Genomic DNA, 21,082 nt, shown 5'->3' with positions numbered 1-21,082 from the left:
AATTAAGTGACTTTAATTCAATTTAAAAAAATGAAACAACTTATAAAAATAATAATCGCATTTTCGGTTTTGATCGCAATTCAACTGAAAGCACAAACGCCGATTTCTCTCGAATCGGCCTACGAGAAAGCCTTTAAAAATAATCTGAATTTAAAAAACGGACAACTTCGAATCGATTACCAGGATAAGATCAAAAAATCTTATGCAGTCGTTGATCCGTTGAATGTCTCCGGAGAAATTGGGCAATTTGTTTCCGCTTACACCGATAATAAATTTTCAGTCAACCAAACTTTGAGATTACCCGGATTTTATAACAATCAAAAGCAAGTTCTCATCGAAGAATGGAAAAACTCAATGCTGACTTTAGATGTTCAAAAGTGGCAGTTAAAACGAGAGATCGCTTTGACTTACAACGACCTCAATTATCAAAATGAAAAGGAAAAACTGCTCTTGCGAGCCGATTCAATTTATACCAATTATTACAACCGAGCAGAACTTCGTTTGAAAAAGGGGGAAAGTAATATTCTCGAAAAAACGACAGCTGAAAACTACAGAAGTCAGGCCGAAATCCAATTGGCAAATCTGAAGAAAGATCGCGAAGTTTCCCTTTATCAATTCAATTATCTGATCAATGACGAAACGTTGTATTCCAATGAAAATTCAAATTTCTATGAAATGAATGGTCTGACTCAAGATTTAAATTACGCGGGAAATCCTGTTGTTTTAAAACAATTAGAACAGCAGAAGAACATCGAACTCGCCAAACTAAATGCAGAAAAATCGAAACTTCTACCGACTTTCAATATTGCCTATAACAATTCCAGCATGTATGGAACCGGAGCAGATGACAAGTTTTACGAAAGATCTGCACGTTTCCATTCAGGAATGATCGGCGTTGGAATTCCGCTTTTTAATGGAGCGCAAAAATCATTGATTGAAGGTCAGAAAATTAATCAATTGATTGCAGAAAATAATTATAAACTCGGTTCTAAAAATCTTAAAAATCAATATTCATCGTTGTTTGGTGAATTTGAAAAACTAAAGAGCGAAACTGATTATTATAAATCCAAAGGTTTGAAAAATGCAGAAACTATAATGAAAACTGCAAATCGTTTATATTACGAGGGAGAAATTAACTATCTTGAATGGTCCATTTTAATCAACCAAAGTTTAGACATTCAAAACAAACTCATCGACACTCAGAAAATGCTGAATGAGAAAACAATTCAATTAAACAATTTAACTCAACAATAATTTAATAATTATCAAAATGAAAACATACACCGCTCTACATCGCTTACTACACTGGACTTTCGCATTAGGAATGTTGGTTTTATTTACCACCGGATTTCTAAGAATGTACTGGATGAGCAAAACCGTAATTTCTGAAGCTGTGAATAAAAATTTAGAAATTCAGAATTTAAATCTCGATAAACAGAGTCTTCGCACAATTGTGCATTCCGTTCAAGACCCAATGTTTCAGTGGCATGTTTACGCCGCTTACATAATTACTTTTGCATTTATTGTAAGAATAATTTACATGATTGTGAAAGGAATTAAATTCCCAAATCTTTTTCTGAAAACAACGACAACTAAAGAAAAATTGCAAGGTTTAACTTATCTTGGATTTTATGTTTTAGTTGCCGTGCAAATAATTACAGGCAGTATTCTGAAATTTGAAATCGGCTCAGAATCTCTCGGTAATTTGGCAGAAACAGTTCATAAGCTCGCCATTTATTGGATGCCTATTTTCGTTCTTTTGCATTTCGCCGGAGTTGCCATTTCAGAAAATACGAATCGAAAAGGAATTACCTCAAAAATGATTGGCGGTGATTCAAAATAACAAAATTTTTACAATGAGAAAAGTACTTTTAATACTGATAAGTTTATCAATTTTATCCTGTTCCAAGGAAGAAACGAAGAAGGAAGAAATTCCCACCGTTACCGGAAATCAGGTGACTTTGACCGATCTTCAAATCAAAAATTCCGACATAGAAACCAATATTTTAAACAATCTGGATATTGCAAATAAGATCATTCTCACGGGACAAATTGATGTTCCGCCGCAAGGAATGGCAAGTGTTTCTGCACCAAGTGGCGGTTATGTGAGAGTCTCTAACTTTATGCCTGGAAATCATGTGACGAAAGGTCAGACTTTAGCAACTTTAGAAAATCCTGAACTCGTACAATTGCAACAGGATTATCTCTTGGCAAAGTCGAATCTTCAATATTCACAACAGGATTATGCCCGACAAAAAGATTTGAATGAGAACAAAGCCAGCTCCGATAAGGTTACTCAAAAAGCCTTTAACGAAGCCCAGAATCAAAATATTATGGTGAAGGGAATTGCACAAAAATTAGCGGCTTTGGGAATTAATCCAACTTCTTTAAATGCAAATAATATCCGCAGAGCTTTTGCTGTTGCTTCTCCTATTTCAGGATATATTTCTACGGTAAATGTGAATATTGGACAATATATTTCGCCGACAGATAAAATGTTTGATATCGTAAATACCAGTGATTTACATTTGGCTTTAAAGGTTTTTGAAAAGGATTTGAATAAGATTGCTATTGGACAAAAAGTCTTTGCTTACACCAATCAAAATCCCACCAAGAAATATGAAGCAAAAGTATTTATCATCGGAAAAGATTTTTCCGCAGACCGAAGTGTTTTGGTGCATTGCCATTTTGTCGATAATAGTTTGTCTTTACTTCCGGGAACTTTTATGAACGCAGAAATGGAAGCTGATTCTGAAGAAGGTACTGTAATTCCTGACGATGCGATTGTGACTTGGGAAGAAAAACAATATATTTTTGAGGAAATTAAACCTAAAACGTATAAAATGTTTCCTGTAACAATTGGAAATTCTGAAAATGGATTTACGGAACTTTTAAATTTTAAAGACGAAAATAGAAAGAAAAAATTTGTCACAAAGGGCGCTTATCAATTGTTGATGGCTCTGAAAAATGTAGAAGAATAATTTGTTTAAAAATTATTTGCAGATAAAAAAAACATTTATATATTTGTCCCAATGAAAACGAGAACAAACATTACTTGGTGGCATCATTCAAACTTTATTAGGGTCTGAAGCAAATCTTGTATTCTGTTTGTAATAACATATAAAAGACTTTGACGTGACCCGTTAAAGTCTTTTTTTTATCTAAATTTTAAAAAATCTCATGGAATTTAACCAAACTGTAAACATAAAAACAACTGTAAAATCAGTGATGAGCGATCTTTTCACGCCGGTCGGAATTTACCTTCGGCTTCGTGATAAATTTCGGGATACCATTTTGCTCGAAAGCGCAGGAAACCAAAATACAGATAACAACTTTTCGTTTATTGCCATCAATGCGGTTGCGGGAATTGAAATCCGGGATTTTGATGAAGCAGAAATTAAATTTCCACTTGGTAATCCTCAGAAAATTGCTTTAGATAAAGAGAAGTTGAGTGAATTGCTAAATGATTTTACCAAATGTTTTATTTGCGAAGAACCTTCCAAGCAAATCGGTAAATCGGCACAGGGATTTTTTGGATATACGAGTTACGATGCGATTCCGTTTTTTGAAAATATTAAATTTAAAGAACTTTCAGCGGAAAATAAAATTCCGTTGTTGCGTTATCGTTTGTATCAATATGTGATTGCGATTAACCATTACAATGATGAAATGTTCATTATCGAAAATAAAATCGATGGACTTAAATCAAATACAATTGAAATCGAAAATTTGATCAACCAGAAAAATGCTCCGATTTTTCCGTTCAAGATCACCGACTATGAAACTTCAAATTTAAAAGATGAAGAATATCGCGAATTGGTTGAAACAGCAAAAAAGCATTGTTTCCGTGGTGATGTTTTTCAATTGGTTTTGAGCAGAAGATTCGAGCAAAAATTTAACGGTGATGAATTCAATGTTTATCGTGCTTTGCGACATATTAATCCTTCGCCGTATTTATTTTATTTCGACTATGGAGATTTCAAATTAATGGGTTCTAGTCCAGAAAGTCAACTGATTATAAAAGACGGAAAAGCCATAATTCATCCAATTGCAGGGACTTTTAAAAGAACAGGTGAAGTTCAGAAAGATTTAGAAGCCGCGGAAGAATTGAAGAAAGATGCGAAAGAAAACGCAGAGCATACGATGCTTGTTGATTTAGCTCGAAATGATTTAAGCATTTGCGGAAAAAATACAACCGTAACAAAGTTGAAGGAAGTTCAGTTTTTTTCCCACGTCATCCATTTGGTAAGTGAAGTTACGGCAGAGGTGGAAAAAAATCAAAATCCTTACGAAATGATCGCAACTACTTTTCCACAGGGAACTTTGAGTGGTGCACCTAAATACAAAGCGATGGAACTGATCGATTCTTACGAGAAGACTTCCCGTTCTTTTTATGGTGGTTGTATCGGTTTTGTAGGGTTTGATGGAAGTTGCAATCAGGCAATTATGATCCGGACTTTTTTAAGTAAAAACAACACACTTTATTACCAAGCTGGTGCAGGAATCGTGGCAAAATCTACGGCTGAAAATGAATTGCAGGAAGTGAATAATAAACTGAATGCTTTAAAAATGGCTGTTAAAAAAGCAACCTCAATCTAAGAAAATACAATTATGAAAATATTAGTCTTCGATAATTACGACAGTTTTACGTATAATTTGGTTCAAATGATTGAGCAGATCAGTGGCGAAAAAGTAGATGTTTTCCGCAACGACAAAATCGCTTTGGAAGACATCGAAAATTATGATAAAATTATTCTTTCTCCCGGTCCGGGAATTCCAAGTGAAGCTGGAATTTTAATTGAATTGATTAAAAAATACGCGCCCACAAAATCCATTTTAGGAGTTTGTCTTGGTCAGCAAGCCATTGCAGAAGCTTTTGGAGGAAGTCTCATAAATCTTACAGAAATTTATCACGGCGTTGCAACCAATGCTCAAACAATCAAAAAAGACGCTCGACTTTTAAGAGATTTACCCGAAAATCTGGAAGTTGGCAGATATCACAGTTGGGCCGTTAATCCCGAAGATTTCCCGCAAGAACTAGAAATCACATCAGTTGATGAAAACGGAATGATCATGTCGCTTCAACACAAAAAATACGATGTTCAGGCAGTTCAGTATCATCCGGAAAGTATTTTAACGCCGCACGGGAAGAAGATTATCCAAAATTTTTTACAGAATTAATTGTTAAAAATTAAATTAAATGAAGATTTTAAGTTGGAATGTTGAAAGATTGAAAACACAGCAAAAAGAGAAAAGTAATTTTATAAAAGACTTAATTAATGCTGAAAATCCTGATATCATTTATTTAACAGAAACAAATCTTAATTTAGATTTCGGAGATGAGTATTTCAGTTTACATTCAACTGCATTATCTAATTTTCACGACAACCAAGATTATACAAATCAAGAAAATCGGACTAGTATTTTTTCAAAATATCCATTTATTCAAATCTTTCAAACTTATGATCATCATACTGCGATTTGTGGAAAAATATCAACTGAATTCGGTGACCTTTATTTATATGGAAGTATTATCAGGAGTTTCGGAGGGAAAGATATTTATTTTGAAAATGATTTGAAAAATCAAAAAGATGATCTAATGAAATTGAGTGGAACGATTTGTTATTCTGGCGACTTTAATATTTCTTTTTCAGGCTTTAAATATCCAAGTAAGAAAGTCATCGAAGAAACTAATCAATTTTTTAAAACTATGGAAATGAAAATTTTGACAGAAGAAAATGAGAACTGTGCAATTCATATCGTCCTTAATAAGAATTTTATCGAAGGCAAAAAAACATCTACAAGAATGATTGAAATACCTGGAAAAATTTCTGATCACAATGCTGTAATTTCTGAAATTATGGAAAACTTAGAACCAACAACTTATTAAAAAATGAAAGAGATATTACAATATTTGTTCGACCACCAAACTTTGAGCAAAGCTCAGGCAAAATCAATTCTGCTGGAGATTTCAAAGAATATTTTCAATGAAATTGAAGTGACATCTTTCGTTACCGTTTTCTTGATGCGAAGTATAACGTTGGCAGAATTGGAAGGTTTTACCGAAGCATTGCAGCAATTGGCGCCGAAGATTGATTTAGGAACAGACGATTTGGTTGACATTGTTGGAACCGGTGGCGACGGAAAAAATACGTTCAACATTTCAACTTTAGCGAGTTTAGTCGTGGCAGGAACAGGACAAAAAGTAGCGAAGCACGGAAATTACGCAGCCTCCACAATCAGCGGTGCTTCCAATGTTTTGGAGACTTTAGGTTATCGATTTAAAGAAACTGAAGAAGAATTGAAAAGCGATTTGGAGAAAGCAAATTTCTGTTATTTACACGCACCAATTTTTCATACTTCTTTGAAATCAATTGCACCAATGCGTAAAAATATTGGCTTGAAAACCTTCTTTAATTTGTTAGGACCTTTGATTAATCCAGCGCAACCAAAATATACCATGATTGGTGTTGCGAATTTAGAAATTGCGCGTATTTATCAATATTTATTGCAGAAGAAAAATGCAGATTTTTTGTTGGTAAATGCATTAGATGGTTATGACGAAATCAGTTTGACGAGCGATACAAAAATCATGGATAAAAATGGCGAGAAGATTTATTCAGCCGAAGAATTACAGTTTCGAAATATTGATCCTGAAACTATTTTCGGTGGTAACAGTATTGATGAAGCAGCGGAAATTTTTAAAACGATATTAGAAGGAAAAGGAACTTACGAACAAAATGCCGTTGTCTTGGCGAATGCGGCAATGGCCTTGAAAAACACGGAGAAATATGATGATTATGAAAACTGTTTGAAGATGGCGAAAGAAAGTTTGATGGAAGGAAAAGCCTTGAATTGTCTAAATATTTTAATCGATTAGAAATGAATATTCTCGATAAAATAATTGAACAAAAAAAGCAGGAAGTTGCTGAAGCGAAAAAGAAAATTTCTTTAACGCAATTAAAAGATGCAGCACTTTTTGACCGAAAAACTTTTTCCTTAAAAGAATCGGTGAAATCTGGTAGTGGAATCATTTCTGAATTTAAAAGACAGTCGCCCAGCAAAGGAATAATCAATGATAAAGCTGATGTTTTAGAAGTTGCAAGATCATACGAAAAATTCGGAGCGAGTGGAATTTCAATCTTGACAGACTCGGAATTTTTTGGTGGAACTCTTCGAGATCTATTAAAAGCAAGAAATGAAATTGCAATTCCGATTTTGAGGAAAGATTTTATGATTGATGAATATCAGTTTTATGAAGCGAAAGCGAATGGAGCGGATATTATTTTATTAATCGCTTCGTGTCTTTCTCCAAATCAAGTGCAGGAGTTTACACAATTATCTCACGAATTAGGATTAGAAGTTTTATTGGAAATTCATACCGAAGATGAATTGCAACATTTTAATAAAAATATCGATCTGGTCGGAATCAATAATAGAAATCTCAAAGATTTTAAAGTTGATCTGCAACATTCAGTCAACTTAAAAAACCTCTTGCCAAAAGAAGTTCTCGCAGTTGCAGAAAGCGGAATTTACTCCATCGAAGATTTTAAATTCTTAAAAGAAAAAGGATTTGATGGATTTTTAATGGGAGAATATTTTATGAAGAATGAAAATCCGGGAGTTGCGTTCGAAGCGTTCATAAACACAATTAATAGTTATCAATAGGAACGGGCTTTAGTCCGTTTAAAAAAGTAAAATCAACTGGCTTTAGCCAAAACATATTATGAAACTAAAAGTTTGCGGTCTCACAAAACTCAATCAAATTGAAGAATTAATTTCTTTGAACACCAATTTCTTAGGCTTCATTTTTTATGAAAAATCACCACGTTATGTTTTGAATTCCTTGACTTTAAAAGAAATAAAATCAGTCAAACATCATGGAAAAGTCGGAGTTTTTGTGAATGAAACTATAGAACAAATTCTAGAAATCTCTGCAAAGACAGAACTCAACTTCATTCAACTTCACGGCGACGAAAGCGACGAATTTATTTCTGAATTAAGAAAAAAACTAAGTCATGAAATTAAAATCATCAAAGTCTTTAGAATAGGAACAGAATTAGAAAATTTAAAATTTAAAATCCAAAATTTAAAATCAGAGGTTGACTATATACTTTTCGATACCGATTCAAAATCGTTCGGTGGAACAGGAAAATCTTTCGACTGGCAAATTTTAAATGATTTAGAAATCAACAAACCGTACTTTTTAAGTGGCGGAATTTCTGAAGAAAATATTGAAAACATAAAATTTTTAAATCAAAAACCTTTTGTCTTAGATATCAATTCAAAATTTGAAATTGACCCCGGAAATAAAGACTTGGAAAAAATAAAAAAATTTAAAAATCATCTCGTATGATTATTCAAGAATTGAAAAAAATATAAAATGAAAAATTATAGAAATCCCGATGAAAACGGATATTACGGTGAATTTGGTGGCGCTTTCGTTCCGGAAATGCTCTATCCAAACGTAGAAGAATTACAGGAAAAGTACATTGATATCATCAGCACGCCTGAATTTCAAAAAGAATTTAGAGATTTGCTGAAAGACTACGTAGGTCGAGCTACACCATTATATTTTGCTAAAAATTTGAGCGAGAAATATCAGACTCAAATTTATTTAAAGCGTGAAGATCTGAATCATACCGGAGCGCACAAAATCAATAATGCTTTAGGACAGGTTCTACTCGCTAAAAAATTAGGAAAAAAACGAATCATTGCAGAAACCGGTGCAGGTCAACATGGCGTTGCAACCGCGACTGCATGCGCATTGATGAATTTGGAATGCATTGTTTATATGGGCGAAGTTGATATCGCAAGACAGGCTCCGAATGTTGGGCGAATGAAAATGTTGGGTGCGACGGTAATTCCCGCAACTTCAGGTTCTAAAACATTGAAAGATGCCGTGAATGAAGCTTTACGAGACTGGATCAACAATGCTACAACAACGCATTATATCATTGGAAGTGTGGTCGGACCGCATCCTTTCCCGGATTTAGTTGCGAGGTTTCAAAGTGTGATCTCGGAAGAAATTAAATGGCAGTTGAACGAAAAGATCGGACGTGAAAATCCTGATTATGTTATCGCCTGTGTTGGTGGTGGAAGCAATGCTGCCGGAACTTTCTATCATTTTGTCAACGAAGAAAGCGTGAAACTGATTGCAGCTGAAGCAGGAGGTTGTGGACTTGATTCGGGGAAATCTGCGGCCACCACTTTCCTTGGAACTTTAGGAATTTTGCACGGAAGTAAAAGTATTGTCATGCAAACCGATGACGGACAAGTAATTGAGCCTCATTCGATTTCTGCAGGTTTAGATTATCCGGGAATTGGACCTTTCCATGCCAATTTATTTACAGAAAAGAGAACCGAATTTTTCAGCATTACAGATGATGAAGCTTTAAAATCTGCCTTCGAACTCACAAAAATTGAAGGCATTATTCCGGCTTTGGAAAGCGCGCATGCTTTGGCGGTTTTAGAAAAGAAAAAGTTTGCGAAAGACGATGTCGTCGTGATTTGTTTGAGTGGGCGAGGAGATAAAGATTTAGAAATGTATTTGCAGAATCTGTAATTTATTTTGGGCGACAATTTCCGCCCTCCATTCCCGCTTTTTTAATTGGTGGCTTCGACTTCGCTCAGCCACCATTACAAAGAGCTTCACTCAGGTCGGGTCGCAGATCGCGCTCCTCCAATTATTAATTTTAAAATAAAAAGAATTTTATCCAATTCTATTATCAATTTAGCGACAATAAATTATGAACAACGATAATAACATCCAGCATCCAGCAACCAACATCCAGCCTCAAAAGAAACTCAATATCTATTTCACTGCAGGAATTCCGAACTTAGAGGACACGACGGAAATTATGAAAACCATCCAGAATTCTGGAGCAGATTATATGGAAATCGGGATGCCCTATTCTGATCCAGTTGCAGATGGTGAAGTGATTCAGAAAGCGCACGAGATCGCGCTGAAAAACGGAATGACGATTGTTAAACTTTTCGAACAGTTGAAAACGGTGAAAGACGTAATAAAAATTCCCGTCGTTTTAATGGGTTATATTAATCCTGTTTTAAGTTTTGGTTTTGAAAATTTCTGTAAAGAATGTGCAGATTCCGGCGTTTCCGGTTTAATTATTCCAGATCTGCCGCCGATCGAATTTGAGAAGAATTACAGCGAAATTCTGAAGAAATACAATCTAAACTTTACATTCCTCGTAACGCCGGAAACTTCCGAGAAACGAATTAAATATTTAGATGAATTAAGTTCAGGATTTCTTTACGCCGTTTCAAGTTCTTCAACCACCGGAAACGAAAATAAAGAAGTGAAAAATGAAGATTACTTGACACATCTTTCAGAACTCGATTTAAAAAACCCTGTATTTATTGGCTTTGGTATTAAAGATAAAACAGATTTCGAGAACGTAACCGAAAAAGCAGAAGGTGGAATTATCGGAACGGCTTTTGTCAAAATTCTATTAGGAACTGAAGATTGGAAACAGAAAGGAAGAGACTTTATTCATAGCATAAAGAATTAAATTTTGTAAATTTGTCTTCTCTTAAAACGCAATCCCGCAATAGGGATCGACGTGGAAATCCCGGAACGGAGGCGCTCGCTTCGCTCGCGCCGAAATGAGGAATTGTAACAGAGAGCCCGACCCAAGCGTTGGCATTAGCGCAAGAAAAGGGGATTGCCCAAAATATCAAAATTTCAATGACGACGACACAAAATAGAACTTTGCAATTTCAGGAATTAGGTTTGATGGATTATCTTCCCGCCTTTGAATATCAGGAAAAACTGATGAAAGAAATCATTGCCTTAAAGTTGAAAAATCGCGACCGGACTGATGAAATTCAAGAGTTAACTCCTAATTATTTATTGTTTGTAGAACATCCGCATGTTTACACTTTGGGAAAATCGGGTCATGAAGAAAATATGCTCGCCAACTCTAAAAGGTTAGAAGAAATCAACGCGACTTACGTAAAAACCAATCGTGGCGGAGATATTACCTACCACGGTTTTGGACAATTGGTTGGTTATCCGATTTTAGATCTTGATAATTTTAAATCCGACATTCATCTGTATATGCGGAATCTGGAGGAGGTCATTATTCGCACCATCGCAGAATTTGGGTTGAAAGGGGAAAGATCTGAAGGGGAAACCGGGGTTTGGCTCGATGTCGGAAAACCTTACGCCCGGAAAATCTGTGCAATGGGTGTGAAAACTTCAAAATGGGTGACAATGCACGGTTTTGCTTTAAATGTGAATACCGATTTGCGCTATTTTGAATATATCATTCCGTGTGGAATTAAAGATAAAACGGTGACTTCTTTGAAACGGGAGTTGGAACGCGAATTTTCTGAAGAAGAAATTATTATTCTCAAAGAGAAAATTAAAAAACACTTCTGTGAAGTTTTTGAAGCAAAATTTATCAGCTCAACACCATTAAATAATAGAAATCACCTTTTTTAAAGGTGATTTTTTTATTGTAACTCTTTGTAAAATTCTACTTTCTCGAAATTTTTTAATTTTTGCTTTTTAATTTTATCCGAAATTAAAATTCCCGACAGATGATCGATTTCGTGCTGCATAATAACTGCGGTAAAACCTTCTACGATTTCAGTGTGTTGTTTTCCCTCCACATCGTAATATTCTATTTGAATGATCTGACTGCGGTAAAAATAATCTCGAAAAACTGCAATCGAAAGATCACCTTCCGGACCAAGATTTAAAATTTCGGAACGCCACAGAATTTTAGGATTGATCAAATATTCCAAAGGTTTATCAACTTTATCAACTCTTTTTACCCAAATAATATTTCGGTTGATCCCGACTTGCGGACCTGCAATTCCGACACCACTTTTTGTGGAAAGCAGTGCCAATTTCATTCGGTTCACCAAAATTTTGGTGGTTTTGTCTTTTGGATCAGCATCCAAAGATCTATCGAGCAAAACTTTGTGTTGTAACGAATCTACCGTTTGATAAATCGGAAGGGCCGTTTCAATATTTCCTTGATTAATAAGGGAAATTTCAGCTTTTGTATATTTTTGTCCAGAAGATAAAATATAAAATAAAACAAAAAGCAAGGAGGTCTTTTTCATCCTTAAAAGGTTTTAAATCCTTTATAAACTTCCGCAGACTTCTCTAACATTCTTACAGATTGAATTCTAAACTGCGTTAAATGGTCGGTTCCATTGTGTTGATGATGATGTTCAACACTTTCCCACACTTCCGTGATAAAGAACATTCCTTTATTTTCATTGTCTTCAACCAGATCATATTGTATACAACCTTCTTCTTTGCGGGTTTCAATAACCAGTTTTCTTAATAATTCTAAAGCGTCCATGATGTCGTTTTCTTTAAAATGAAAGAGCGCGACGATATATAAGTTCTTCATAATATTTTTAAAGTTTAAAGATATGAACTGAAAACGGAACTTTTGAAAAATCGATAAAAAAAGTTGACATAAAATCGTTTTTTCTTAATCGGTAAAAATTTTTATCTTTGTAAGAATCAATAAAAGAAAAATGGCAGAATATAAATTAATTCTTCCTTCGATGGGAGAAGGCGTGATGGAGGCGACGATCATCAGTTGGATGTACAATGAAGGAGACCTGGTAAAAGAAGACGATTCTGTTGTAGAAATCGCTACTGACAAAGTAGATTCCGATGTTCCGACACCAGTTTCAGGGAAAATTATAAAAATTCTGAAACTAAAAGATGAAATCGCTAAAATTGGTGAAGTCATTGCGATCCTGGAAGTTGCGGGAGAAGGAGAAACTATTTCGGAACAACCACAGGAACCAAAATCTGCGGAAGAAGTAAAAACTCAAATTCCAAATGTTGATTCAGAAGTTGTAAAAGGACTGGAAGAAGCCATGGAAAGTTCAAAAGCTGCAACCAGTTTTGCAGGTTCTGATTTATATTTATCACCGCTCGTAAAATCGATCTCTCAACAGGAAAATATTTCCGAAAGCGAATTGCAGTCGATTAAAGGAAGTGGGTTAGACAGCAGAATCACGAAAGAAGATATTTTATCTTTTGTTTCAACAAGAGGTCAAAAGCAAGCGGAAGTTCAAACTCCTGTTCAAGTACAATCAACTCCAGCTCCAAAAGCTGCAGCGCCAGTTTCAACACCAATGGTTGTTGGACAAGGCGACGAGATCATCCAAATGGACCGTGTAAGAAAAATCATCGCCGAGGCAATGGTGAAAAGCAAACATACCGCACCACACGTAACTTCTTTCATCGAAACCGATGTTACAAACGTTGTAAAATGGAGAACGAAACATAAAGATCTTTTCGAGAAAAGAGAAGGCGAGAAACTGACGTATATGCCAATTTTTGTAAAAGCAATTGTAAAGGCGATTCAAGATTTCCCAATGATCAACGTTTCTGTAGATGGCGATAAGATCATCAAAAAGAAAAACATCAATATTGGAATGGCAACCGCACTTCCAGACGGAAATTTAATTGTTCCCGTCATCAAAAATGCAGATCAACTTTCACTTTCAGGTTTGGCAAAAGCGATCAATGATCTGGCTTTCCGAGCAAGAAATAAAAAATTGCGACCTGAAGATACGCAAGGAGCAACCTACACGATTTCCAACGTTGGTGGATTTGGTAATTTGATGGGAACGCCGATTATTCCGCAACCTCAAGTTGCTATTTTGGCGGTCGGAGCGATCGTTAAGAAACCAGCAGTTTTGGAAACCAAAGACGGCGACGTCATTGCGATCCGTAACTTGATGTTCATGTCGCATTCTTACGATCACCGTGTTGTAGACGGTTCTCTGGGCGGAATGTTCCTGAAACATGTTCACGATTATTTACAGAACTGGGATTTAGATACAGAGATTTAAGATCTCAATAAATATAAAATTAAAACCTTCAGAATACGTTCTGGAGGTTTTTTTTAGGAGCTAAATCCCGCTTTCACTACTCGCTTTTTTTCGCCACCACATATTCCAACATCAAAAAAAGAGCTCAAACAGGCCGTTCAATCGGGGCTGGTTACGGTTGGATTTTTAAATAAAATTCTGGCAAAAACCTTAACTTTGATTTCTAAAATAAAAAGAAATGTTCACGATTAGAAAAGCCACCCCAGAAGATACACCAGTCATCTTTGATTTGATTAAAAAACTCGCCGTTTACGAAAAAATGGAAAATGAAGTCGTGACTTCCATAGAAGAACTTCGGGAAAATATATTTGAGAAAAACTTCGCGCACGTCATCATCGGCGAAGAAAATGGAATTCCGGCTGGATTTGCCCTTTATTTCTATAATTTTTCAACATTCTTAGGAAAACCTGGTTTGTACTTAGAAGACCTTTATGTCGAGCCGGAACACCGCGGAAAAGGGTATGGAAAAACATTGCTCATCGAACTGACTAAAATTGCAAAGGCAGAAAACTGTGGCAGAATGGAGTGGTCCGTTCTCAACTGGAATCAACCCGCAATCGACTTCTACGAATCACTTGACGCAAAACCAATGAATGAATGGACCGTTTATCGTTTGGATGGACAAGGAATCGCGGATTTAGCAAAATAACAAACGCTCATAAAAACAAAAAGTGTGGATTTCTAAAAACCCACACTTTTTTATTGTAATAAAATTTCAACTACATTATTTTCGCGATCTCGTCACACAACCATTCCAGCATTTCGCGGTCTTCCGCAGTAAATGGGTCTAACTCGTGAGAATCAATATCGATCTGACCGATGTTGTTGCCATCTTTGATAATCGGAACTACGATCTCTGCTTTCGTTGCGATAGAACAACTCAAATAATTTTCTTGAGCATGAACATCAGGAACAACAAAAGTTTCGTTAGAAACTGCAACCTGTCCACAAATTCCCTTACCAAAAGGAATTACGGTGTGATCGGTCTCTGCACCAACATAAGGTCCCAGAATTAATTCTTCTTTATGTCCGTTTCTAAAGTAAAATCCCGTCCAGTTGAAATAAGGAATTTCCTGATCGAGAAGATGACAGATTTTCTGAAGTTTAACTTCTGTATTGTGATTTGGACTTTCTAATATTGAAGAAAGACGTTTTTTTATTTCTGACATTTTTTTATTTTTTTAGGAAAACTGTTTTAGTTTTAATTCTTCTTTATAGCCAAACATTCCGCGTTCCTTGATCATATCGGCAACATCTGCAGGTACTTGTTTTTCCCAACCACTTTCGTGATTTGCAATTTTATTGAGAATTTCTCGGGAATAAATCTCGGAGAAATCAGGATTATAATTTTTGATATCTACGATCCTTTGATTGAGTTTGAAATATTTATACAACTCCTTTAAATTATCGCTCACCTTTAAATTGGTAGAGGTCAGTAATTCATGAGTTTCAGGATCTTTGTAAGGATAAAGATACACGGTCATTCCTTTTCTGAAAAATTTCCCGAAAGCTTCTAAAATTCCGCCGGAGAGACTTTTATAATAATTTTCATCAAATACATCTAAAAGATTGTTAACGCCCATTGCGACTCCTATTTCTCCACTCGTATAGTTTGCGAAATAATCAATCAAGCGAAAATATTCGGAGAAATTTGAAATGATAACAGTGTAGCCCAACTTCGCTAAAACATCAACTCTGTCCAGAAAATCGCGCTCATCAATATCACCGGCTGCTCTTAAATTTGAGATCGTAATTTCAAAAAGAACTTCTTTCTCATCAAAATTACACTCCGAATCTTTCATAAACATTTCAAGACCTTTCTCGAACATATCGATATTCACCAATGTTACTGGGCGAAAACTCCCACGAACTGCGAAAATATTTTTCTTATATAAAATATCTGCAGGTAGCATATTATTTCCCTGTGGATTAAAAATTACCGCATCAGTCATCCCATTTTTTACAAGTTGCAGACTCATCAGGCGATTATCTACATAAGTAAAAGCGGGTCCACTGAAATCAATCATATCAATTTCAACATTATCTGTAGAAATATCGTCATATAAAGATTCAATTAACCTTCTCGGATTATCGGAATAGTTGAAAGCTCCGTAAATTAAATTAACTCCAAGACCTCCCAAAGTTTCTTGTTGCAGAGTAGTGTCGTTTTCATTGAATTTTACATGAAACACAATTTCATTATAATCTTCTTTCTCATCGAGCTGAAATCTCAAACCAACCCAACCATGACCTTTCATGGTTTTGTCAAAATTGATCGTTGTCACGGTATTCGCGTAGGAAAAGAATTTTCTTCCGGGATTGTTTTCCCGACAAAGACGTTCCTCGATTAATGAAACTTCATAACGCAACATTTTTCGCAGACGGTTTTGGGTAACATATCTGTTTCTAGCTTCTTTTCCGTAGATCGCGTCACTAAAATCTTTGTCATAAGCCGACATTGCTTTTGCAATGGTTTGCGAAGCACCTCCTGCTCTAAAAAAATGACGCACCGTTTCTTGACCTGCACCAATCTCGGCAAAAGTCCCGTAAATATCGGCGTCTAAATTAATGGCTAAAGCTTTCTGTTTAGGAGTTAATTTCTGATTAATCACAAGCAATTCATATTTTTTGTAAATTTACCAATAATATACCAACCTCAAAAGAAATGGAGTTGAAATTTTTAGGAACTGGAACTTCCCAAGGAGTTCCTGTTATTGGTTGTCACTGCGAAGTTTGCAGTTCAACAGATCCAAAAGATAATCGGTTTCGATCGTCGGCTTTAGTCAGCACAGATTCTGGAAAAAAAATATTGATTGACTGTGGTCCGGATTTCCGCATTCAGATGCTCAATAATAAAGAAGACAATGTTGATGCGGTTTTACTTACCCACGAACACAATGATCACGTTATTGGGTTAGATGATTTGCGTCCCGTAATTTTTCGCAGTAAAAAAAATATGGATCTTTATTGTAATAAAAGAGTAGGAGTTGAAGTTAAGAATCGCTTTCCTTATGCTTTTGCAGATGTAAAATATCCTGGAGCGCCTTCTTTTGACCTGCATGAAATTGAGGGAAATTTTGATTTATTTGATACGGAAATAATTCCCATTGAAGTGATGCATTATAAAATTTCAGTTTTAGGATTTAGGTTTAAAAACCTTGCATACATCACAGATGCAAGTTTTATTTCAGAGACTGAAAAAGAAAAACTAAAAAATTTAGATTATTTAATCTTAAACTGTATTCGGAAAGAAGATCTTCATCCTGCGCACTTTATCTTACCTCAGGTTTTAGAACTTTTTGAAGAACTCCAGCCAAAGAAATTATATCTCACGCATATTTCACATCACTTAGGACTACATGCCGAAACTGAAAGCGAACTCCCAGAAAATGTACATCTTGCTTTTGATGGATTAGAACTGGAGTTTTGAAAATCAGTTACTTAAAGTTTTTTGTTTCAAGAAACGCCAGAAATGCTCAAAATTTTACAAAATAATTTTCCTTAGATAAAAAATAATTCTATATTTGCACACCAATTTAAAAAGCCCGGTTGGCGGAATTGGTAGACGCGCTAGACTCAAACTCTAGTATCGCAAGATGTGCCGGTTCGATTCCGGCACCGGGTACCAAAAACCTCTGTAATCATTGATTAACAGAGGTTTTTTATTTTTTAGCTATTCTGTATGTCCGCAATCTTTCCGAATTTTTGAAAAACATCAATTATTCGTCATGATATTTCATACTTTTTAAAAATTATATTTCATACTTCGTTTTAATGAATGTGGTTATTTATGACTTTTAGTTCACCGGAAAAAAAATATTTTAATCTTCCGAAATAACTAATTGATTCTAAGTTTCACTAAACAATCTACTAATTTTAAGAAAAAATATAATGATGAAATGAAAACATTAAAGTGAAAGTAAATCAAGCGACCGCCCTTTTAAATGAAACAAGAGCGGGAAATTTATGATCCAGCTTTTAAGACTAAAGAGGTTCAAATGAGTAACGAAAGAACCACTATTTCATAATTAGCCAGAGAATGGGTATTAAGGCCACGTTGTTTTAAAAATGGAGGATGGAATTCGAAGAGTTTGGAACAGAAAGCTTTCCCGGTAATGGGAAACTGAAACTGACGGTAGAACAGGAGAAAATTCATGAATTGGAGAAAAAACTTAAAGATGCAGAACTTGAAAGGGACATCTTAAAAAAAGCAATCAGCATTTTTTCCAAGAGCGGTCGCTGAAATATCAGTTTATTAAAACTCATGAATATTTTTTTCCGATTGAAAAAATGTGTAAGGTTCTAAAAGTAAGTTGCAGCCGTTATTTCAAATGGAAAAGCAGACCAATTTGCGATAGATTGCTTTTGAAAGAAAAAATATAAAGCAGAATCGCATTATTTCAAAAACCAAATTTCAAAACGACTTCCTTCTTTCAATGGTTTGTAATTAAGATACCCTTTGTGCGCTTCAATGATGCTTTTGCTTAGCGTAAGTCCAATTCCTGAACCGCTGATTCTCGTCGTAAAAAATGGAAGAAAGATCTTATCCTGAATTTCCTTTTGAATTCCTATTCCGCTGTCTTCTACACTTAAAATAATTCGTTTATTAAAGGTTTTTATTTCTGTTTTGATGGTCTTTTCTGACTCGTCGGCAACTGCATATATTGCATTTAGATAAAGATTGATCAAACATCGCTCGATCATTTTTTGGTCTGCAAAAACCGTTTGATCTTCCAATGAATTGACGATCGTAATTCCGTTTTTTTCAAATTCTGGTTTTAAGAAATTAAGCGCAGATTCTACAATATTGGTTAAAGAAATAGTTTTGAAAACCGGTTTCGGCAGTTCTGCAACTTGTCGGTAATCATCTACAAAATTCAGTAATTGTTTAGATTTTGAATTAATGATCATCAGACTTTCTTTCATTTCTTCCTGATCTTCTTTTTCTACAACATCTTGATTGGCAATATATTCTAAATTTTGAATAAGACTGTTTACCGGCGTTAAAGTATTTAGAAGTTCGTGAGAAATCACTTTCATCAAATTATTCCAGGCGAGCTTTTCTTTTTGCTCAATGATTTTCTGGACAGATTCTAAACTGATAATGCAGAAACGGTTTTTTATATTCTGCACTTTTTTTGTTCTCAAAGAAAACGATTGTTTCACATTTTCATTAATGGAAATATCGAAAAATTCCTGCGAGTTTTCGTAGTTCGTTTGTTGGATGATTTTATAGAAATCAGGCGTTTTATCTTCATACAAATTCCAGGAATTATATCTTGGTATTTGAAGGATTTCCAAAAAGGTTGGATTAACATAAAAAACTTCCCATTCCGCCTTTTTCTCCGTGAGAATCATTAGTCCAATTTCCAGTTGATTCAAAATTTCTTCATACAAAAGTTTATATGAGGAAAGCGAAAGATGTTCTTCTTTACTTTGATAATAGAGTTTTACAGCATTGTCAATCAGATTATTCTGTTCAGTTTTTGGGAAAAGTGAAAAATCTTTTTTCTGAATGGAAAGCAATATTTTTTCGCTTTTCTGAATGGAAGAGGTCGCGTGAATCTTCGCAAAAATGATAAAAATGATACTCATCAAAGCAAACAAGCTTAAATTGATCCATTTGTTCTGAATATAAAAATCAAAAGCAAATATTCCACAGACAATTGCCAGTAGAATAAAAATGAGCCATGTGTAGCGATTCAAATTCATAAATTGATTCCAAATTCACAAACTATCAACCGACAACTTTCAAATAACAACCACTTCATAATTCAAATTTTTCCATTCTTCGGTACAATGCTGCTCTGGATAATCCCAAATCTTCGGCCGCGAGAGAAATATTTCCTCTGTGTTTTTTCAGAGCTTTTTTAATGAGAATTTCTTCCATTGCCTCGATGTTCAGATTCGTAATTGTTTTGTCCGAATCTTCATCTTGAGGCATCAGTAATTTAATTGTATTTTCACTGGAAAGGATCACGCTTCTTTCAATACAGTGATCCAGTTCCCGAATATTTCCGGGCCAGGAATAAGAAATCAATTCTTCAGTCAGATTTTCATTAAGGTTTAAAAGAGGTTTTTGGTATTTCTGTTTGTACTTTTCCAGAAAATAATTTGCCAATGTCGAAATATCCTCCAACCGGTTTCTCAAATTCGGAATTTGCATTTCTACCGTATTTATTCGATAATAAAGATCTTTCCGAAAACGGTTTTCGGTAACGGCCTTTTTAAGGTTTTCATTGGTTGCAAAAATAAAACGCACGTCCAATAATCGTTCTTTGCTTTCTCCAAGACGAGATAATTTTCGATTTTGAATTAAACTTAGTAATTTGGTTTGAAGATGAAGTGGAAGATTTCCAATTTCATCCAGAAAAACTGTTCCATTTTCGGCATTTTCTATTTTTCCGGCGTAATCGTGTTGTGCATCTGTAAAAGCTCCTTTTTTGTATCCGAACAGTTCTGCCTCAAATAAACTCTCAGATAGACTTCCTAAATCGATGTGAACAAATGGTTGATTTTTTCTCTCAGATAACTCATGAAGTCGCTCTGCCAAAACGTATTTTCCTGTTCCGTTTTCTCCTAATAATAGAACGTTTGCGTCAGTTGGTGCTACTTTCGTGATTTGATCCATCACCTCCTGCATTTCAGAAGATTGGGTTTTCAACTGATATTGATTGGTTTTGACACTGACATTTTCCCACTGATTTAATTTCTTATTCTTCCTGGAAATATCAACCGCAAGATTTACAGAAGCATATAATTTTTCGTTATTCCAGGGCTTTAAAATGAAATCTGATGCGCCATTTTTAAGGGCTTCAACTGCTAATTCCACTTCACCATAAGCGGTCATTAAAATAATCGGAAGTTGCGGTTCCAGCATTTTTATTTCCTGCATCCAATACAAACCATCTTGTCCGCTTTCAAAACCTTTCCGGAAATTCATATCCAGAAGCACGGCATCTACTTGATGTTCTGTCAAAAATTTGATAATGTTTTTTGGCTGACTCAGACAGCTCACTTCTGAGAAAAACTTCTTGAGCCAGACTCTTGCCGAGAACAAAATATCTTCGTCGTCATCGACAATTAAAATATGGGCTTCTTTTTTTCGCATTGTTTATGTTGAGTTTTTATAGGGTACAATTTACCGCTTACTTTGCACATTGTAATTCAAAATGTCCGTTTCCGC

Annotated in this window: 22 protein-coding genes and 1 tRNA gene; 17 read left to right on the top strand and 6 right to left on the bottom strand. The window is 35.1% G+C overall.

Annotated features, from left to right (window positions below; all coding sequences use genetic code 11):
* Positions 1-30 precede the first annotated feature (30 nt).
* The 12 genes from OA86_RS09995 to lipB all read left to right on the top strand — a co-directional run bounded on the left by OA86_RS09995 (position 31) and on the right by lipB (position 11,467).
* The gene (locus tag OA86_RS09995; protein WP_039352572.1) at positions 31-1,254 is read left to right on the top strand and encodes a TolC family protein; all 1,224 of its coding nucleotides are present in this window, start codon (positions 31-33) and stop codon (positions 1,252-1,254) included.
* Positions 1,255-1,270: 16 nt separating this feature from the next.
* Entirely contained in the window at positions 1,271-1,843 is a 573-nt protein-coding gene (locus OA86_RS09990) for a cytochrome b/b6 domain-containing protein (RefSeq protein ID WP_039352438.1), read from the top strand.
* A 13-nt stretch (positions 1,844-1,856) separates the two neighbouring features.
* Positions 1,857-2,981: an efflux RND transporter periplasmic adaptor subunit gene (locus OA86_RS09985; protein WP_039352437.1), complete on the top strand. Its 1,125-nt coding sequence runs from the start codon at positions 1,857-1,859 to the stop codon at positions 2,979-2,981.
* A 199-nt stretch (positions 2,982-3,180) separates the two neighbouring features.
* Positions 3,181-4,599: an anthranilate synthase component I family protein gene (locus tag OA86_RS09980; RefSeq protein ID WP_039352436.1), complete on the top strand. Its 1,419-nt coding sequence runs from the start codon at positions 3,181-3,183 to the stop codon at positions 4,597-4,599.
* Positions 4,600-4,611: 12 nt separating this feature from the next.
* Entirely contained in the window at positions 4,612-5,181 is a 570-nt protein-coding gene (locus tag OA86_RS09975) for an anthranilate synthase component II (RefSeq protein WP_039352435.1), read from the top strand.
* Positions 5,182-5,200: 19 nt separating this feature from the next.
* Positions 5,201-5,890, top strand: coding sequence for an exonuclease/endonuclease/phosphatase family protein (locus OA86_RS09970; protein WP_039352434.1), 690 nt, complete (start codon positions 5,201-5,203; stop codon positions 5,888-5,890).
* Positions 5,891-5,893: 3 nt separating this feature from the next.
* Positions 5,894-6,880, top strand: a complete 987-nt coding sequence (trpD, locus tag OA86_RS09965) for an anthranilate phosphoribosyltransferase (protein WP_039352431.1) — start codon at positions 5,894-5,896, stop codon at positions 6,878-6,880.
* 2 nt (positions 6,881-6,882) lie between these two features.
* Positions 6,883-7,668, top strand: coding sequence for an indole-3-glycerol phosphate synthase TrpC (trpC, locus tag OA86_RS09960; protein WP_039352430.1), 786 nt, complete (start codon positions 6,883-6,885; stop codon positions 7,666-7,668).
* 58 nt (positions 7,669-7,726) lie between these two features.
* A complete protein-coding gene (locus tag OA86_RS09955; RefSeq protein ID WP_039352427.1) occupies positions 7,727-8,356 on the top strand; it encodes a phosphoribosylanthranilate isomerase in 630 nt (209 codons plus the stop codon).
* Positions 8,357-8,383: 27 nt separating this feature from the next.
* Positions 8,384-9,565, top strand: coding sequence for a tryptophan synthase subunit beta (trpB, locus tag OA86_RS09950; RefSeq protein WP_039352424.1), 1,182 nt, complete (start codon positions 8,384-8,386; stop codon positions 9,563-9,565).
* A 184-nt stretch (positions 9,566-9,749) separates the two neighbouring features.
* Positions 9,750-10,532, top strand: a complete 783-nt coding sequence (gene trpA, locus OA86_RS09945) for a tryptophan synthase subunit alpha (RefSeq protein ID WP_052257476.1) — start codon at positions 9,750-9,752, stop codon at positions 10,530-10,532.
* Between the two features lie 176 nt (positions 10,533-10,708).
* Positions 10,709-11,467: a lipoyl(octanoyl) transferase LipB gene (gene lipB, locus OA86_RS09940; protein WP_039352566.1), complete on the top strand. Its 759-nt coding sequence runs from the start codon at positions 10,709-10,711 to the stop codon at positions 11,465-11,467.
* A gap of 11 nt (positions 11,468-11,478) precedes the next feature.
* On the opposite strand, the gene OA86_RS09935 is transcribed toward lipB, so the two are convergent.
* On the bottom strand, positions 11,479-12,096 hold the full coding sequence (locus OA86_RS09935) for a peptide deformylase (protein WP_052257475.1): 618 nt from the start codon (positions 12,094-12,096) through the stop codon (positions 11,479-11,481).
* Between the two features lie 2 nt (positions 12,097-12,098).
* Positions 12,099-12,392: a putative quinol monooxygenase gene (locus OA86_RS09930; RefSeq protein ID WP_039352420.1), complete on the bottom strand. Its 294-nt coding sequence runs from the start codon at positions 12,390-12,392 to the stop codon at positions 12,099-12,101.
* 130 nt (positions 12,393-12,522) lie between these two features.
* Between OA86_RS09930 and OA86_RS09925 the strand changes: the two genes are divergently transcribed.
* Together OA86_RS09925 and OA86_RS09920 are read left to right on the top strand one after the other, a co-directional pair.
* Positions 12,523-13,857 (top strand): dihydrolipoamide acetyltransferase family protein, encoded by a 1,335-nt coding sequence (locus OA86_RS09925; protein WP_039352418.1) that lies wholly within the window; start codon positions 12,523-12,525, stop codon positions 13,855-13,857.
* 217 nt (positions 13,858-14,074) lie between these two features.
* Entirely contained in the window at positions 14,075-14,545 is a 471-nt protein-coding gene (locus OA86_RS09920; RefSeq protein ID WP_039352415.1) for a GNAT family N-acetyltransferase, read from the top strand.
* Between the two features lie 70 nt (positions 14,546-14,615).
* On the opposite strand, the gene OA86_RS09915 is transcribed toward OA86_RS09920, so the two are convergent.
* Together OA86_RS09915 and OA86_RS09910 are read right to left on the bottom strand one after the other, a co-directional pair.
* A complete protein-coding gene (locus tag OA86_RS09915; protein WP_039352414.1) occupies positions 14,616-15,065 on the bottom strand; it encodes an XrtF-associated fRMsr-like GAF protein in 450 nt (149 codons plus the stop codon).
* A gap of 12 nt (positions 15,066-15,077) precedes the next feature.
* Positions 15,078-16,505, bottom strand: coding sequence for a nicotinate-nucleotide adenylyltransferase (locus OA86_RS09910; protein WP_039352559.1), 1,428 nt, complete (start codon positions 16,503-16,505; stop codon positions 15,078-15,080).
* A gap of 56 nt (positions 16,506-16,561) precedes the next feature.
* Here OA86_RS09910 and OA86_RS09905 point away from each other — a divergent pair, with 56 nt between their 5' ends.
* From OA86_RS09905 to OA86_RS15690, 3 genes are all read left to right on the top strand, one after another.
* On the top strand, positions 16,562-17,326 hold the full coding sequence (locus tag OA86_RS09905; RefSeq protein ID WP_039352411.1) for an MBL fold metallo-hydrolase: 765 nt from the start codon (positions 16,562-16,564) through the stop codon (positions 17,324-17,326).
* 113 nt (positions 17,327-17,439) lie between these two features.
* Positions 17,440-17,524: transfer RNA gene (locus tag OA86_RS09900), tRNA-Leu, on the top strand.
* Positions 17,525-17,971: 447 nt separating this feature from the next.
* Entirely contained in the window at positions 17,972-18,139 is a 168-nt protein-coding gene (locus OA86_RS15690; protein ID WP_074781406.1) for a transposase, read from the top strand.
* A 152-nt stretch (positions 18,140-18,291) separates the two neighbouring features.
* Here the strand turns inward: OA86_RS15690 and OA86_RS09890 are convergent, their stop codons facing one another.
* Positions 18,292-19,602 (bottom strand): sensor histidine kinase, encoded by a 1,311-nt coding sequence (locus OA86_RS09890; RefSeq protein WP_375600437.1) that lies wholly within the window; start codon positions 19,600-19,602, stop codon positions 18,292-18,294.
* Positions 19,603-19,663: 61 nt separating this feature from the next.
* Complete coding sequence (locus OA86_RS09885) at positions 19,664-21,007, bottom strand: sigma-54-dependent transcriptional regulator (protein WP_039352405.1); 1,344 nt, start codon at positions 21,005-21,007, stop codon at positions 19,664-19,666.
* Positions 21,008-21,082 lie beyond the last annotated feature (75 nt).

The organism is Kaistella jeonii, from assembly GCF_000812865.1.
Classification (GTDB): Bacteria; Bacteroidota; Bacteroidia; order Flavobacteriales; family Weeksellaceae; genus Kaistella; species Kaistella jeonii.
The sequence above is the reverse complement of the archived record's forward strand: the minus strand, read 5'-3'. Positions and strand labels throughout refer to the sequence as shown.

Coding starts and splice junctions, on each gene's coding strand:
- OA86_RS09995 (WP_039352572.1), top strand. CDS start 31: ATGAAACAACTTATAAAAATAATAATCGCATTTTCGGTTTTGATCGCA.
- OA86_RS09990 (WP_039352438.1), top strand. CDS start 1,271: ATGAAAACATACACCGCTCTACATCGCTTACTACACTGGACTTTCGCA.
- OA86_RS09985 (WP_039352437.1), top strand. CDS start 1,857: ATGAGAAAAGTACTTTTAATACTGATAAGTTTATCAATTTTATCCTGT.
- OA86_RS09980 (WP_039352436.1), top strand. CDS start 3,181: ATGGAATTTAACCAAACTGTAAACATAAAAACAACTGTAAAATCAGTG.
- OA86_RS09975 (WP_039352435.1), top strand. CDS start 4,612: ATGAAAATATTAGTCTTCGATAATTACGACAGTTTTACGTATAATTTG.
- OA86_RS09970 (WP_039352434.1), top strand. CDS start 5,201: ATGAAGATTTTAAGTTGGAATGTTGAAAGATTGAAAACACAGCAAAAA.
- trpD (WP_039352431.1), top strand. CDS start 5,894: ATGAAAGAGATATTACAATATTTGTTCGACCACCAAACTTTGAGCAAA.
- trpC (WP_039352430.1), top strand. CDS start 6,883: ATGAATATTCTCGATAAAATAATTGAACAAAAAAAGCAGGAAGTTGCT.
- OA86_RS09955 (WP_039352427.1), top strand. CDS start 7,727: ATGAAACTAAAAGTTTGCGGTCTCACAAAACTCAATCAAATTGAAGAA.
- trpB (WP_039352424.1), top strand. CDS start 8,384: ATGAAAAATTATAGAAATCCCGATGAAAACGGATATTACGGTGAATTT.
- trpA (WP_052257476.1), top strand. CDS start 9,750: ATGAACAACGATAATAACATCCAGCATCCAGCAACCAACATCCAGCCT.
- lipB (WP_039352566.1), top strand. CDS start 10,709: ATGACGACGACACAAAATAGAACTTTGCAATTTCAGGAATTAGGTTTG.
- OA86_RS09935 (WP_052257475.1), bottom strand. CDS start 12,096: ATGAAAAAGACCTCCTTGCTTTTTGTTTTATTTTATATTTTATCTTCT.
- OA86_RS09930 (WP_039352420.1), bottom strand. CDS start 12,392: ATGAAGAACTTATATATCGTCGCGCTCTTTCATTTTAAAGAAAACGAC.
- OA86_RS09925 (WP_039352418.1), top strand. CDS start 12,523: ATGGCAGAATATAAATTAATTCTTCCTTCGATGGGAGAAGGCGTGATG.
- OA86_RS09920 (WP_039352415.1), top strand. CDS start 14,075: ATGTTCACGATTAGAAAAGCCACCCCAGAAGATACACCAGTCATCTTT.
- OA86_RS09915 (WP_039352414.1), bottom strand. CDS start 15,065: ATGTCAGAAATAAAAAAACGTCTTTCTTCAATATTAGAAAGTCCAAAT.
- OA86_RS09905 (WP_039352411.1), top strand. CDS start 16,562: ATGGAGTTGAAATTTTTAGGAACTGGAACTTCCCAAGGAGTTCCTGTT.
- OA86_RS15690 (WP_074781406.1), top strand. CDS start 17,972: ATGGAATTCGAAGAGTTTGGAACAGAAAGCTTTCCCGGTAATGGGAAA.
- OA86_RS09885 (WP_039352405.1), bottom strand. CDS start 21,007: ATGCGAAAAAAAGAAGCCCATATTTTAATTGTCGATGACGACGAAGAT.